The organism is Limnobaculum xujianqingii (genome assembly GCF_013394855.1).
In the GTDB taxonomy this organism is placed as follows: Bacteria; Pseudomonadota; Gammaproteobacteria; order Enterobacterales; family Enterobacteriaceae; genus Limnobaculum; species Limnobaculum xujianqingii.
Genome location: NZ_JABMLK010000001.1, coordinates 2,413,298 through 2,428,382, shown reverse-complemented (window position 1 = coordinate 2,428,382; position 15,085 = coordinate 2,413,298). Strand labels below are relative to the sequence as shown.

At 47.3% G+C, this 15,085-nt stretch carries 13 protein-coding genes; 3 read left to right on the top strand and 10 right to left on the bottom strand.

The window, feature by feature from the left end; genetic code table 11:
- The first annotated feature begins 82 nt into the window (after positions 1-82).
- The 3 genes from GOL65_RS10925 (at position 83) to GOL65_RS10915 (ending at position 3,978) form a co-directional block, all read left to right on the top strand.
- On the top strand, positions 83-1,099 hold the full coding sequence (locus tag GOL65_RS10925; protein WP_140921331.1) for an SPFH domain-containing protein: 1,017 nt from the start codon (positions 83-85) through the stop codon (positions 1,097-1,099).
- Positions 1,096-2,016 carry an NAD(+)/NADH kinase gene (locus GOL65_RS10920; protein WP_140921330.1) on the top strand — a complete coding sequence of 307 codons (921 nt, stop codon included), beginning with the start codon at positions 1,096-1,098 and terminating at the stop codon, positions 2,014-2,016. Before GOL65_RS10925 ends, GOL65_RS10920 begins: the two co-directional genes overlap by 4 nt.
- Positions 2,017-2,337: 321 nt before the next feature.
- On the top strand, positions 2,338-3,978 hold the full coding sequence (locus GOL65_RS10915) for a sigma 54-interacting transcriptional regulator (RefSeq protein ID WP_140921329.1): 1,641 nt from the start codon (positions 2,338-2,340) through the stop codon (positions 3,976-3,978).
- A 322-nt stretch (positions 3,979-4,300) separates the two neighbouring features.
- On the opposite strand, the gene fdhF is transcribed toward GOL65_RS10915, so the two are convergent.
- The 10 genes from fdhF to GOL65_RS10865 all read right to left on the bottom strand — a co-directional run bounded on the left by fdhF (position 4,301) and on the right by GOL65_RS10865 (position 15,075).
- Positions 4,301-6,445 carry a formate dehydrogenase subunit alpha gene (fdhF, locus tag GOL65_RS10910; protein ID WP_140921328.1) on the bottom strand — a complete coding sequence of 715 codons (2,145 nt, stop codon included), beginning with the start codon at positions 6,443-6,445 and terminating at the stop codon, positions 4,301-4,303.
- 39 nt (positions 6,446-6,484) lie between these two features.
- A complete protein-coding gene (locus GOL65_RS10905; RefSeq protein ID WP_140921327.1) occupies positions 6,485-7,024 on the bottom strand; it encodes a 4Fe-4S dicluster domain-containing protein in 540 nt (179 codons plus the stop codon).
- Between the two features lie 404 nt (positions 7,025-7,428).
- Entirely contained in the window at positions 7,429-7,902 is a 474-nt protein-coding gene (hycI, locus tag GOL65_RS10900; protein WP_140921326.1) for a hydrogenase maturation peptidase HycI, read from the bottom strand.
- Entirely contained in the window at positions 7,902-8,312 is a 411-nt protein-coding gene (locus tag GOL65_RS10895) for a formate hydrogenlyase maturation HycH family protein (RefSeq protein ID WP_179038315.1), read from the bottom strand. The genes hycI and GOL65_RS10895 overlap by 1 nt, the downstream gene beginning before the upstream one ends.
- A gap of 4 nt (positions 8,313-8,316) precedes the next feature.
- Positions 8,317-9,099 (bottom strand): NADH-quinone oxidoreductase subunit B family protein, encoded by a 783-nt coding sequence (locus GOL65_RS10890; protein WP_140921324.1) that lies wholly within the window; start codon positions 9,097-9,099, stop codon positions 8,317-8,319.
- Positions 9,096-9,650 carry a hydrogenase 4 subunit H gene (gene hyfH, locus GOL65_RS10885; RefSeq protein ID WP_140921323.1) on the bottom strand — a complete coding sequence of 185 codons (555 nt, stop codon included), beginning with the start codon at positions 9,648-9,650 and terminating at the stop codon, positions 9,096-9,098. Before hyfH ends, GOL65_RS10890 begins: the two co-directional genes overlap by 4 nt.
- Before the next feature lie 16 nt (positions 9,651-9,666).
- Positions 9,667-11,379 (bottom strand): hydrogenase large subunit, encoded by a 1,713-nt coding sequence (locus GOL65_RS10880; RefSeq protein ID WP_140921322.1) that lies wholly within the window; start codon positions 11,377-11,379, stop codon positions 9,667-9,669.
- Positions 11,380-11,402: 23 nt separating this feature from the next.
- Positions 11,403-12,968 carry a hydrogenase 4 subunit F gene (locus GOL65_RS10875; RefSeq protein WP_140921321.1) on the bottom strand — a complete coding sequence of 522 codons (1,566 nt, stop codon included), beginning with the start codon at positions 12,966-12,968 and terminating at the stop codon, positions 11,403-11,405.
- Between the two features lie 5 nt (positions 12,969-12,973).
- Positions 12,974-13,624 (bottom strand): hydrogenase 4 membrane subunit, encoded by a 651-nt coding sequence (hyfE, locus tag GOL65_RS10870; RefSeq protein ID WP_140921320.1) that lies wholly within the window; start codon positions 13,622-13,624, stop codon positions 12,974-12,976.
- A gap of 11 nt (positions 13,625-13,635) precedes the next feature.
- Positions 13,636-15,075 (bottom strand): hydrogenase 4 subunit D, encoded by a 1,440-nt coding sequence (locus GOL65_RS10865; RefSeq protein WP_140921319.1) that lies wholly within the window; start codon positions 15,073-15,075, stop codon positions 13,636-13,638.
- Between the last annotated feature and the right edge of the window lie 10 nt (positions 15,076-15,085).

Sequence of the window (15,085 nt, the reverse complement as noted above, 5' to 3'; positions counted from 1 at the left end):
ATTTTAATCACATAATAGCTTGACTATTAATGTCTCTGAGACAATTATATTAATGTCATAGAGACATTAATTGGAGGTATTTATGTTTGGATTAAATTTTATTAAAGCTGACTCATCAACTCACCTGATTCAATTTCAAAAGGGTCAGGTTGTCAGGCAGGGGATAGGGATGAGTTTTTACTATTCATCTTTTACTTCAACACTCGCAGCAGTACCGGTTTCAAGTAAAGAGCTGCCATTCGTCTTCTTACTACAAACCTCAGATTTTCAGCAGGTTACTATTCAGGGGCAAGTGACTTATTGTATTTCTACTCCGGAACAGGCAGCAAAAATGTTGAACTTCACGATTAAAAGCAGTGGACGTTACGTTTCTGACGATCCTCAAAAATTGGATGACAGAGTACAGCGCAGCGTGCAGGTTGCGGTTCGTGACAGATTACAGCAGCAGCCCCTGAGAGAAGCGCTGGTATTTGCTCCGGAACTGATTCAATACCTGAAAACTCAGTTGGCTTCATCTGAAGTATTAGAAGCCTTGGGGGTTAGTGTTCTGGATGTAGCGATTACAGCGATTTCACCATCTCCGGAAACGGCCAAAGCGCTGGAAGCAGAGGTGCGTGAACAGTTACTGAAAGAGTCTGACGATGCAATTTATATCCGCCGTTTATCCAGTATCGAGCAAGAGAAGGCGGTAAAAGAGAAAGAACTGGCTACGGAGGTGGCAATTCAACGTAAGAAGCAAGAAATTGAGGAAACGAAGATTGAAGCTCAGAGGATGGTACTACAGAAAAAATATGTGCTGAATGAGGAAAAAATTAAGGCTGAAATTGCTGAAGAGCAACAGCGACAGGCACTGGTTCAGCTTACCTCAGAAAACGAACGAGCGTTGGCAGACGTAGCCGCATACGGTATTGAGAAACGAATGAAAGTGTACGAGTCTGTTGGCCCTGAAATTCTTAAAGCTCTGGCAATGAGCAGTATGCGCCCTGAACAGCTAATAGCTCAGGTATTTGAAAATTTGACTCAGGGAGAGAATAAGGTTGGCAATCTGAATATTAGTCCAGAACTGCTTAATTCACTGATTCGTCAGGAGGCATCATGATTACTGATCGCAAATTAATATTAGTAACCCGGCCTACGCGCTTACAGGAGCTTATCCAGCGCTATGGCACCAAGGGGCAAGCCGAATTCTACCTGAAACATTTGGGAGAGTCATTTGACTACTACCAAGAGGAACATCGCCTGTTTATGCAGGCGTATGACTCTATAGTAGAAAAACTCAGGTTAACAGGCCGGCTGCAAGTATTGGACCGGCGTTTCTTGCCTACTTATCAGTTTTCTGATGATGATATTGTAGTGGTATTGGGGCAGGACGGTCTGGTTGCTAATACCCTGAAATATTTGTCTGGCCAGCCGGTAATTGGAATTAATCCTATTCCTGCTGCTTATGATGGCATATTGTTACCTTTTAAGGTCAGCGATTTAACCGGAGTTTTGAAATCCCTTCTATTAAATCGCTCAACAATTAAATTAATCAAAATGGCAGAGGCCACGACTAATCGTGGCCAATCGCTGCTGGCGGTTAACGATCTATTTATTGGTCCTGCCAGCCATAGCTCCGCTCGCTATGAAATTGTATCCGGTAATCAGCGTGAACGACAAAGTAGCAGCGGGGTGATTATCAGCACCGGTCTTGGTTCTACCGGATGGTTTAAAAGTATTTTGGCGGGCGCGGCAGGTATTGCCGGAGTAGAGGTTTCATCTAAACTGACTCAGGGATTTAGCTGGGACAGTGATTTTCTCTATTTTTCTGTCAGGGAACCTTTTCCCAGTAAAACGACAGGAACCAATTTAATTTTTGGTAAAGTGGATAGCGCTCATCCATTAAGCCTTCAGTCTAATATGGCTGATAATGGTGTGATTTTTTCAGATGGAATTGAAAACGATCGTATTGACTTTACAGCAGGTACCTTGGTTAATATTGGTATTAGCAAAAGCGTTGGTAAACTGGTGGTGTAATAAGATATCGGAGATAAATTTTGTGATAAATTATAACCATATCAGATGATTAAATACATAATGTGCATGCATCTCGCATAATTCATCAAAGCTATCTGTCGTTATTACAGCCTAAATTTGATCCACGTTCATTTTTAGTAATCTAGTTGGCAAAAGTCATACAAACAATAAGGTTAATGGCGTAAACTATTAGCTATTACAGTAAGTTCAGAACTCGTCCCTGATACTCAATGCAGAAGATAGCGAATTCACTGACATCGCACCTGCACCAATATAGTCTGCCTGAGTAATTTATTTTCTGGCTTTAATGGCGATAGGACTATGGCATTGTTACAGATAGAGCAATCAACCGGTCTTGATGAGGAAGATGCACTCCGACAGGAGTTGGAGAACTTTCGCATTTTGGTTGATGTTACCAATACTGTGATTGCCAAAAGAGACCTTAATGAACTCTCTTGTGAACTCTCCGATGAAATACATCACTTCTTTAATATCAGCTATATCAGCCTTGACCTGCCGGATAATACTAATCAATGTTTGAGCCGCTATACCACCCACTTTAAATCCAGCCAAAAAGTACAACGTACTCAGGAAAGTCTTTCATTAAATAGCTCAACACTATCGTTGGTATTTAACGACCCGCAGGCCCGTCTGATATATGGCTGTAAGTTTAACCGGCGGGACAATAATGACGATTATATTGGCTCAATGCTCAAAACTACCTTGCCGGTTTTTTGTCTCTTACCGCTGATATTTAATGAAAAAGTGCTGGGTGTTCTGTGTTTAGGCAGCATTGATGACAGCGTGTTTTCCAGCAAAAATATTCATCTGCTTCAGCATATTGCAGCCAGAATCTCGATAGCCATTGATAATGCTCTGGCCTATGAAGAGATCTCTCGCCTGAAAGACAATCTGCTGTATGAGAACCAATACCTCACTGAAGAGATCAAAAACTTTGAAAATTTTGATGAGATAGTTGGTCAAAGCGAGGCCATGTCATCAGTGCTTGAACAAGTTGCTATGGTGGCAGAAAGTGATTGTACGGTTCTGATACTGGGAGAAACCGGAACCGGGAAGGAATTGATAGCCAGAGCAATCCATAAAATGAGCCAGCGCAGCACCCGTACAATGATTAAAGTTAACTGTGCTGCAATCCCTTCAGGTTTACTGGAGAGCGATCTGTTTGGTCATGAGAAAGGGGCATTTACCGGAGCAACGGCCCAACGTATTGGCCGTTTTGAACAGGCTAACCGTAGCTCATTGTTTCTTGATGAAGTGGGCGATATCCCGCTGGAATTACAATCTAAGTTGCTGCGGGTTATTCAGGAAAGAGAAATTGAACGTCTGGGAAGCAATAAAATTATTCCCGTTGATGTCAGACTGATTGCCGCAACTAATTGTAATTTGCATCAGATGGTCATTGATAAGCAGTACCGCAGCGATCTTTATTATCGTCTGAATGTGTTTCCTATTGTGATTCCGCCGCTACGCGGTCGTCCGGAAGATATTCCTCTGCTGGTTAAGTTTTTTACCAAAAAGATTGCCCGTCGCATGAACAGACATATTGAGAGTGTGCCAACAGAAACTATCAACTTGCTTAAGAAGCTACCCTGGCCGGGAAATGTGCGTGAGCTGGAAAACGTCATTGAAAGGGCGGTGATACTGACCAAAGGCACCACGCTGACTCTTCAACCGCATGAATTACAGCATCATCTTTCACCTATGGACAGCCATCCTCAGCCGGTAAAAGTTATGGCTAAGCTGATGAAAACCAAACCGGTAAAACTGGCCGATGATGATGAAACTGAACGTCAGGAAATTATCCGGATACTGAAAGAAACCAACGGCATTGTTGCTGGCCCGAGAGGAGCAGCAGAAAAACTGGGACTTAAGCGCACCACTCTGCTATCCCGCATGCAGCGCCTGGGTATTTCAGTAAAGGATATTCAGGATAATGACTAGATAGTGATGTTCAGAATATAAAGAAAAGATCTGAAAAATTTATCTATAGAATGATAGTAATACCTAAAAGTTAATCGTTGGGAGAGACGGGTGTTGGGGTCGACTTGGCGTAAGCCAACGAAGCGCCCCTAACCCGGCTAGGCCCAACGCGCACTAGCGCTAAGTATATGACCCTTCCGACCGGGCACGGTATTAATATTGGCACATAGCTATTACGGGCGAAATATTCACGGAAATCAAAATAGAAGTGTTTATTAATAAAGCTTAAAGAAAAAGGGCCAACACCTCAGCCCTTTTCTTTAATCAAAACAAACACTAATCGCTAGACTTCTGCCGCCTGACGTAACCGACTCTTCAACGCAGTGTACTCTTTCTGCACATAGCTTTCAGCCCAATTTTGATCGGGAATTGCCTCAAGCTTAACCGCACAGTGCTTGAATTCTGGCGTTCTGGAGATAGGGTCCAGCTCATCCAGCGTCAGCTTGTTACAGGCACCAATCCACCACTGGTAGGTCATATACACCGCGCCTTTATTGGTACGATCGCTAACAGCAGCACGACTAATGACTTTACCCCTACGAGAAGAGATCCAAACCAATTGTTGATCGCGAATGCCCAGTTCTGCAGCATTTTGCGTATTGATTTGAACATAACCAGGTTCATCTGCCAGAGTTTGCAGTGCGGCACAGTTACCAGTCATTGAACGACAGGAATAGTGACCGACTTCCCGCACCGTTGCCAGTGCTAACGGATACTCTTCATCGGTGAGCTCCATCGGTGGCCGCCAGTCGGTGGCATACAGTTCACCTTTTCCATTCGGACGGTTAAATTTACTACCGGCAAACAGATACTGGGTTCCCGGATGATCCAACGTTGGGCATGGCCACTGTACATAGCCTAAACCTTCCATCTTCTCGTAAGTCGCACCATAGTAATTAGGACACAGCTCGCGCAGTTCATCCCAAATCTCTTTGGTGTTGTTGTACTTCATCGGATAGTTAAGAGCCGTGGACATCAGGCAGATAATTTCCCAGTCAGTTTTAACATCGCCCTTAGGTTCAACGGCTTTGTAGAACCGCTGGAATCCACGGTCTGCACTGGTATAAACCCCTTCATGCTCACCCCATGAGGTGGCAGGGAAGATAACGTCAGCCATAGCCGCCGTCTGGGTCATAAAAATATCCTGAACGATAACCAGTTCGAGCGCTTCAAAACCCTGACGCACTACCGACAGGTCCGGCTCGGTTTGCATTGGGTCTTCGCCCATCACATAGAACGCTTTTACCTTACCGGAAATCGCATTATGTGGCAGTTCACTGAGCGGATAACCTTTTTTCTCCGGAATCGACTCAACGCCCCAGGCTTTAGCAAATTTCTCACGAGCAGCAGGATCGTTGACATACTGATAACCCGGCAGAGTATCAATCAGTGCTCCCATATCGCAGGCGCCCTGAACGTTGTTCTGGCCGCGTACTGGTGCAACACCTACATTAGGACGACCGATATTACCCGTCAGTAATGCCAGACTGGTTAAACAGCGAACGGTATCAACCCCTTGCCCCCACTGAGTAACTCCCATACCCCACAGAATAGTTGCCGATGGTGCTGCAGCATACATGCGGATAGTTTCACGGATCTGCTTAGCCGATAATCCAGTGATGCTTTCAACATACTCAGGAGTATATTTTTCAACGTTCTTGCAGTATTCCTCAAACCCTTCAGTATGATTTTCAACAAACTCTTTGTTATACAGATTTTCGCTGATCAACACGTTAGCAAAAGCATTCAGCAACGCGACGTTACTGCCGTTTTTCAATGGTAGATACATATCGGCAATACGTGCCGTTTCGATATAACGTGGATCGCAAACAATCACTTTGGCACCCTTTGCCTTGGCCTTTAAAATACGGCGGGCAACAATAGGGTGAGAATCTGCGGCGTTATAGCCGAAGATAAACAGACATTTAGTGTCTTCCATTTCAACGATGGAGTTACTCATCGCGCCATTACCCACTGAGCGGTGCAGACCTGCAACCGAAGGGCCATGTCAAACGCGTGCGCAGCAATCCACGTTGTTGGTGCCAATGGCGGCACGGGCAAACTTCTGCATAATGTAGTTCACTTCGTTGCCGGGGCCACGAGATGAACCAGAAGTCATAACAGCATCCGGACCGTGCTCTTCAATGATCTTTTTCATACGGGAGCTGGCAAACTCGATTGCCTCGTCCCAGGATACGGCTTCGAGCTCACCGCCGCGCTGACGACGAATCATCGGCTTGGTCAGGCGGGGAGTCAGAATTTTGGTATCATTCAGGAAATCCCAACCATAGTAGCCTTTTAAGCAAAGCTCACCCTGATTGGTCACACCGTTGGCCCCTTCGGCTCCAACGACTTTTCCGCCATCAACCAACAGGTTGATTTTACAGCCCGATGCACAATACGGGCAGACGGTAATAACTTTTTTCATGCTCGTTTAACTCCTCAAGCCAGTCGATATACCTGATGACTAAAAATGAATTTCTATGGCTTCATCCAGCGCAGCCCGTTCCTGTTTCTGCTTCATCATGGCATCAAGCGATTCCGGTGTGACCAGACGTAATGCATTGGTTGGGCAAACTCTGACGCAGGTAGGACTTTCAGCAATTCCTTCACAGAGGTCGCATTTCAGCGCTTCAGTTTTTTGTCGCTGGCTGGTTACAACTCCCGGAACAGTGATGCTTTTCGTCACAATGCTCATGGCACCATAAGGGCAGGCGATAGCACAGGTTTTACAACCAATACATTTTTCCTGAATAACCTGAATGCTGTCGTTGCGTCTGACAATTGCGCCGTTAGGGCATACTTCTGCGCAGGGGGCATCTTCACAATGACGACAAAGAATGGCGGTACTTACGGTTTGCCCTCTGACAACCTTGATACGAGGGGCAAAGCTTTTAACCGACATATTAGCCACATCGTTATCAGTGCTATGAACTACCGCGCAGGCAACTTCACAAGTGCGGCATCCAATGCAGTTTTTCGGATCGGCGATAACGAACCGGTTCATAAATGTATCTCCATTACTCACTTCCGACGGCAACCCGCCAGTAGTAAATCGTGTTTAAACGTTGGTATGCCCTGCGTTAAGTATGCTCACCATTAACTAAGCAGGGTTTATGCCAGTTTTTCTTATTTTATAATTTGTTGAATTCTAATAACTAATACAACAAAGTGAATTTGTGCTGAGTGCCATAAGGCCATTGTATCGACAGATATTTCGGCAAATATGTCGATAAACCGGGCGTGATAACTATTTGCAGAGTGAATAATTCCCTGGCAAAAAATAGCCTGCCCCAAGCAGTGATACACCAGATAAACAATGGCAATCTTGATGTGCCGCAATATTCAGTATGATTCAGCAAACTTGTCTATTTGATGGTTATCAATTTGTGAATATGCCTGAATATATATTTAGAGCGTTATGAACTGTTGCTCGTATTGCCCGGTGATCAAACTGCGATATATCTCTTTTACTGCCACCTTAACTTCATCCGCCATAGGAAAGGCGAATGAGACGATAGAGGGCTGAATACCAATAAAAATGACGCTTGGAATATCTTCTTTTAGTTGGTCAATCAGAAAGCTCAACGGTAAGTTATGAGTACTCATAATGAACATTTCTGCGATCATCTCCGCATCAATAATGCGAATCTCTCCGGCATCCAGCTCCATATCTGCCGCATCAACGATGATCAACGTATCAGGTTTGAGTTCCCGAACCTGATGAGCAGAGTTCTCTGGCGCAGAACCACCATCAATTGCCAGCCAGCCGGAAATAGGTACTTCATTCATCATGTCATAAAGCAGTGGGCCTGCGCCGTCATCTCCCATCATGTTATTGCCGACGGTAAGCACCACATTGTTATGAGCGGCTTGCTGTGACATCAATTTCTCCTCCTGACCATGAGATAGATAGCGGGCTCTCGTTCGATGTCGTGCAATGCCTTCATCAGAGTATTGGTCCAGAGGTGTTGCTCTTCTGTCAGTTGCTGAGTGACCCGCGACCAGGCTTTTGCCAGAAGTTGGGTGTGGGTACAATCAATAGTGATTTCGCCGAATTTGATTAGCCCTTCCATTTTACGACGAGCCTCACTACCTTCGGGTAATTGAGCAATCCAGCGGCGGTATTCCTCTGTTGGGCACTCCATCAGGGTTTTCAGGCAATCAATTACACCAACATGATGACCAATGGCCAGCGAGTAATACATAACTTGCTGAGCCTGTTCTGGCATATCCTCATCACTATCGAGGAATTTTTGATTGAGAGAGTAGAACACCACTTTATCTTCATTCATTACGCTATTTCCCATTGATTAACGGCGTACAGATATTTTGCAAATTAGTGACGATTTCGGTTAAACGCGGGTCGTCATGCTGTTTGAGATAATGGTGGATGCGCTCATCAACGGGCTGAGGGCTATCCTGAGTGAGTAACTGCATAAAGGTTTGGGCAATGTCATCACCTTGACGATAACCCGCCATGCGGCGTGCTTCTCGTTCCAACTCGACTCTTAGCTCAGGCGGCAGCGAAGGGAAGCGCAGTAGTGATTGCTCACCAGCGGTTTCCGTATGGTCGGGCAGTTTGAGTTTTTGATCCAACAGCCCTAATGCCATGGCAAAACCATAGATAGTGGCGGCAGGCGTCGGAGGACAGCCGGGAATATATACATCAATGGGGACAATCTGGTCACTGCCACCCCACACACAATAGAGGTCGTGGAAAATACCCCCACCGCATCCACAAGCACCGTAAGAGATACAAATTTTAGGGTCAGGGGCCGATTCATAGGCACGGATAGCTGGGGTTCTCATGGCTCTGGTAACGGCACCGGTAAACAACAAAATGTCCGCATGACGGGGCGAAGAGACCACTTTAATGCCAAATCTCTCGGTGTCGAATACCGGAGTGATAGTACCAAAGATCTCAATTTCGCAGCCATTACAGCCACCGCAGTCGACACGGTAAACGTAGGCGGAACGCTGAATGTCCTTTAATAATGCTTTCTTCAGTTTTGCCACTTGCTCATCGACGGTGATTGGCGTTGAGATACCGTTAACTGCGTCCGGAACACTGATATTCATTTAGCCGCCTCCTGATTCAGATGCTGCCCCAGGGTCACACCCGGCGCGCTGATAGAGTTATGTTTTCGTTTACAGTCCGGGCAGGTTTCAAATAGTGGGCGCATGGTCTGCGCTTCTTCAGGGGAAAGACCCGACTGAACCAACAGAGAGATGGCGTAATCGATAGATTTACGTGGAGCAAATGGTTGATGGCAGACCTGGCAATCGGTCAGTTGAAATATGGCTTCCTGGAACAGGTCCTGCTTATTGAAAACCGCCAGTTCAAAATCTTCCGACAGACGAATTGCTTTAGTCGGGCAAACTTCTTCGCAGCGTCCGCAGAAGATACAGCGACCAAGGAATAGTAACCACTTACGTTCACCGGTAACGGTATCGGTGCTCATGGTCAGGGCGTTTGCCGGGCAGGCCATAGTGCAAGCAGCACAGGCGATGCATTGCTCTGCGTGATATTCCGGCTTGCCGCGAAAGTCAGGGCAAACTTCGTAGGGCTTAAACGGATATTTAACCGTAGTATCGCCGACGTTAAGTATGGTTTTTAATAACTTAAACATACTGGGTTATCCTCCGTTATTTCAGCGGCGAGTTCTTGCGCTCAATGCCATACCGTTCAATCTCTTTATAAGCAACGGTTTGAGCTTTGCGCTTGCGCACATCAACCACGGTGACCCGATCGGTGCAGGAGTAGCAGGGGTCAAGGCTGCCGATAATCAATGGTGCATCGGATACGGTATTTCCCCGCAGCATATAACGTAGCGGTGGCCAGTTAGCATAGGTTGCGGCACGACAGCGCCAGCGATAAAGTTTTTGATTATCACCCAGCATGCTCCAGTGAATATCTTCACCGCGTGGTGCTTCGGTAATACCCAGAGCAAAGTTATGCGGCTTATAGCTAAAGCCTTCTACCAACAATGGACCTGCCGGCAGATTATCCAGTGCGTACTCAATAATGCCAATCGATTCAAAAAACTCCTGAATACGGATCATGACCCGCGAATTAACGTCGCAACCTTCCATCACATGCATATCAAAAGGAATAGAGGCGTAGGCAGTGAAAGGATGAACTTTACGCACGTCACGATGATAACCGCTGGCACGAACCACCGGGCCAACCGGACTGTAATCACGGGCGACTTTACGATCCAGCACACCCACTCCGCTGGTACGCTGATGCATATTTGGCGTTTCCAGCAGAATCTCTACCAGACGGGTCACTTCAGCGCGCATCTCCTGTAGCATTTTGATGGTCTGGATACGCTGTTCTTTCAGAATATCTCGCCGGACACCGCCAATCAGGTTAAGACCGTAAGTTTTACGGGCACCGGTTAACATTTCTGCCATTTTCATGGCTTTCTCACGCACGCGGAAAAATTGCATAAAGCCCGTGTCGAAGCCGACAAAGTGACAGGAGAGTCCAATATTCAGCAGATGGCTATGTAGTCGTTCCACCTCCAGTAAAATGGTACGGATCATTTGAGCCCGTTCTGGTACCCGGATACCCAGCGCATTTTCTACCGAATTGGCATAGGCGACGCTATGGGTAAAGCCGCAGATACCACATACCCGGTCGGCGAGAAATGTAACTTCGTCATAACCCATGCGGGTTTCTGCCAGTTTTTCCATGCCGCGGTGAACATAGAACAGGCGATAATCCGCATCCACGATGTCTTCACCATCAACAAACAGACGGAAATGGCCCGGTTCATCGGAGGTAATATGTAATGGGCCAATGGGTACTACCCGGCTTTCTCCCGCCTCGTTTACAAACTGGTAGGTTTCGGTTTTAGTGGTTGGATCCGGGCGTTCGCGATAGTCCATTGCATCTTTGCGTAACGGATAGATATCGTCCGGCCAGTCATCAGGCAGCACTAAACGACGTTCATCAGGTAAACCCACAGGGCGGAGACCGTACATGTCGCGAACTTCCCGTTCCCCCCATACACAGGCCGGAACCCGGGGAGTTACCGAAGGGAACTCCAATGTGCGATCGTCCACCAACACTTTAACCGTGACAAAGCTTTTGACCGTAGCTTCCATTGAGAGCACGTAATATACGGCATAGTGTCCGTTAAGTGGGCGTTCATCGTTACCAAACAGCACCGATATCCAACCGCCCTGTACGTAGTACAGCCACTCCACCACTTCCGGTAGCATGTTGATTTTTATCGTTACGGTAACCTGATTTTCCGTTTGCCAGCTTTCATCAATGATTGCTGAAGGAAATTTTTGTCTTAAACCTTCGACATAGCCATGACCGACTTTGGTTTCATTGGATATATTCACTTTTCTTCTCCTGTCGATCCTTGCTATTGACCGTGCGTGACGGCAGATTGAACGCTTTGCCACGGCAACGTCAGGTAGTCACTTAACGGCGCACCGCCATTATCCAGCACGATGCTGGTGGCGTTGTACAGCAACTGTAAAACCGGTTGAGGGATATGCAGGCCCATGACCAGCATTAGCACCATCAGCACTGCAATGGGTAGGGTTGTCAGGCTGCCAAGCTCACCTTTTGCCACCGCCTCAGGCCCAGGGCCTAAAACGGTACCTGCCACCATTCTCACCAATCCGGCAAGAACAATGGTTAGCAGCAACAGCGTGATGATAATCACAGCGATTTTTCCACTCTGAATACCGGCAGTGACCAGCATAAATTCGCTGATGAATACGTTGAATGGCGGCATACCACCGAGAGCCAGTGCACCTCCGGCAAACAGAATTGCGGTGACCGGAGCTACTTTCATGATGCCTTTAACTGCGTCCATATCCCGGGTGCCATATTTCAGCAGGACGTTACCGGAGCAGCAGAACAGCAGCGTTTTTGCCAGACTGTGATTGATAGTGTGCAACAGAGCCGCGAGGATACCCAATGGGCCGCCGATACCCATTGCCAGAGCGATCAGTCCCATGTTTTCTACGCTGGAATAAGCCAGTAGTCGCTTCATATCGCGTTGGACGATAATAAACAGGGCTGCAACAGCAACGGACAGCAGGCCAAATACCAGCATCAGAGTTTGTGGGAAGGCCGGGCCGATGGCTTTGCTGACGATAATGTAATAGCGGATAACAATCAGCATGGCGCAATTAAGCAGTACGGCAGACAACATGGCGCTGGTTGGGCTGGGGGCTTCACTATGGGCATCCGGTAGCCAGGCGTGCATAGGGAATAAGCCAGACTTAGTACCAAATCCAATCAGTACAAAGGCAAATGCCAGATGCATCAGGGTTGGGTCCAGTAACTCCGCGTTATCGTGGAGAACTGTCCAGAATATAGCGCTGCCCGGATCGCTCAACACGCTGGCCGCATTAGCATAAACCAGCACGGTACCGTACAAGCCAAAGGCTACCCCGACAGTACAAATGATGATGTATTTCCAGGCCGCTTCTAATGAAGAACGTTGTCCATATAGCCCCACTAAGAATGCGGAGCTCAGGGTGGTTGCTTCAATGGCTACCCACATCATAATGATGTTATTAGCCGTTACCGCTACCAGCATAGTGAATAGGAACAGATGGAAAAAACCGTAGTAGTTACACAGTGTTGGTACCGTGACTTCTCCGTGATCTACTTCGTGTCCCATATATCCCATAGAGTACAATCCGGTAAGCAAACCGATAATCCCGATAATGGCAATAAACAGGGCTCCTAAACTGTCGATATAGATCCACTGATGCATGGCCAGCAATGTGCCACTGGTTATCACACTGCTTACTACCATCAGAGATAACAGACAGGTAAGGATAATTCCTGTCAGATGGAGCAGCGTGGTTGCCTGACGGGATGCGCCTCTTAATCCGCGAGAGGCGAAGCAGAGCAGGGAGATAATCAGCGGCACCAGTAACAGTGCATAAATCCATTGTATATTGGTCATCTTGATTACCCCTTCAACGCAGTAAGTTGACGTACGTCCAGGGTTTTCAGCGTGCGGTATATCTTACGCGCCATCACGGACATAATGATTACGGCGAAAATGGCATCGGTTGCCACACCAATCTCTACCAGTTCCGGCGCTTTATATGCCATTAGTGCCAGTGTCAGATGAGCACCGTTCTCCATCAGGCAGTAGCCAAAAATCTGTTTGAGGATATTGCGCTGGCTAACAATGCACAGCAGACCAAGAAAGAAGTGGCTGAGAGAGACACTCAGCGCCGGTTTCAGATCTTCAACCATCGGCAGTTTCACTGAGTCCACCACCAGATAACTTAAGACAATGATGATGGCAGCAATCAGTATCAGCAGTCCCATGCCAATTACCGGGGTATCGGCGTTAGTATCCTGAAGTTTGCCCAGTGCTTTGTACATAATGTAGGGCACCAGCAGAACTTTGGTTACAAAGGCCGTTCCCGACCAGAGGAACAGTTCCTCGGCATGCATGGTATAAGCCAGGGCGATAAAAATGAGCACCAGTATCAGCGACTGCAGAGCATAAAACAGAGCAGAGTTTTTCGGCTGCCTGGCGCCGATGACAAGCAGTGAGCTGATGATTAGCAGCCCCGCCAGATTGTTTACAATAAGCGTTCCGGTCATTATCAACTCCGTTATCCAAGCCACCAGGCGGCGATAAAGCTCGAGCACAGGGACATTACAATCAGAATGATGAGTACCCCTTGCATCGCAACAGGTACCGGTGAAGCGGTTGCCACGGTTTCTGAAGGCTCACCCGGTACGGTTTTACCAAACCAGTAGAGGAACCAACCAAAGCTGGCTACCGACTCAATCAGTGCCAAAATCATGACTGGCATCATCCACCAATGGTCTGTGGACATTTCAAAACCGGCAGCAAACAGCGGGAATTTACTGAAGAATCCGTTAAATGGTGGAATGCCGGTAATGGCCAGAGCGGCAATACAGAAACCAATACCAACCAGTGGCATACAGCGCATAATCCCGCGCAGTTTTGGCAACATACGGGTTCCACAGCTGTAACTCAGGGTTCCTGCCACCAGGAAGAACAGGCTTTTGGCAAAGGCATGGTTAAAGATGTAAGCAATACCGCCATCGAAGGCCATTCTGGAACCGAAAACCGATAGAGACAGCGCCAGAAAAATATAGGAAAGCTGAGTAATGGTGGAGTAGGCCAGCAGGCGTTTAAGGTCGGTCTGCGGTAAATACATGATGAAGCCATAAATCAGCGTAATCATCGCCATGGTTACGCCAACGATGCCAACAATCTCAGGAATTTCACCGGCAGACATCAACGCACGGGCAAAAATGTACACCCCGACCTTCACCATTGAGGCCGCATGTAAGTAAGCACTTACCGGAGTTGGTGCTTCCATGGCATCCGGCAGCCATACGTGCAGCGGTAGTTGCGCAGATTTGCCCCAGGCGGCAAACAGAATGCCAAACAGCACGATGGTTTTAGCATCAGAGTTCAGATCTGCCAGTGCCGTGAGGGAGAAGGTTCCGGTTTCAGCAAATAGCCAGGCGGCAGCCAGATAAAGACCAATGGCGGCAACATGGGTAATCAGCAATGCTTTTAATGCAGAGCGCAGCGACTTTGGTTTTTGATAGTAACCAATCAGCGCCCATGAGCACCCACCGGTAATTTCAAAGAACAGCAGTTGTCCGGCCAGCGTTGAGGAGAGAACTAAACCTGCCATAGCGCCAATAAATACCAGTAACAACGCATAGTAGCGCGACTGACCTTCGTGGGGGTGTTCACGGTTCTCTTTAGTCAGATAAGCGCCGGAGTAAATACTAACTAATAACCCAAGTACTACTACAGCAAACACAATCAGCGTACTGATGCGGTCAATGGTCAGGCCAAACAGCACCGAACGACCAAAACTCACCAGTTCGTAAGTAACATCTGTTCTGCCATGGCTAAACCAGGTAATGGCCAGTAACACTGTTGCTATTGAAGCGATGGCGGCAAACAGCGTACAGAGCCATTTAGCGGTACGCTGTGGCGCCAGTCCGGTGATGATGGCACCGACAAAAGGGACCAAAATGGCCGCGAGAGCGATATTTTCCATAATCGGTTTC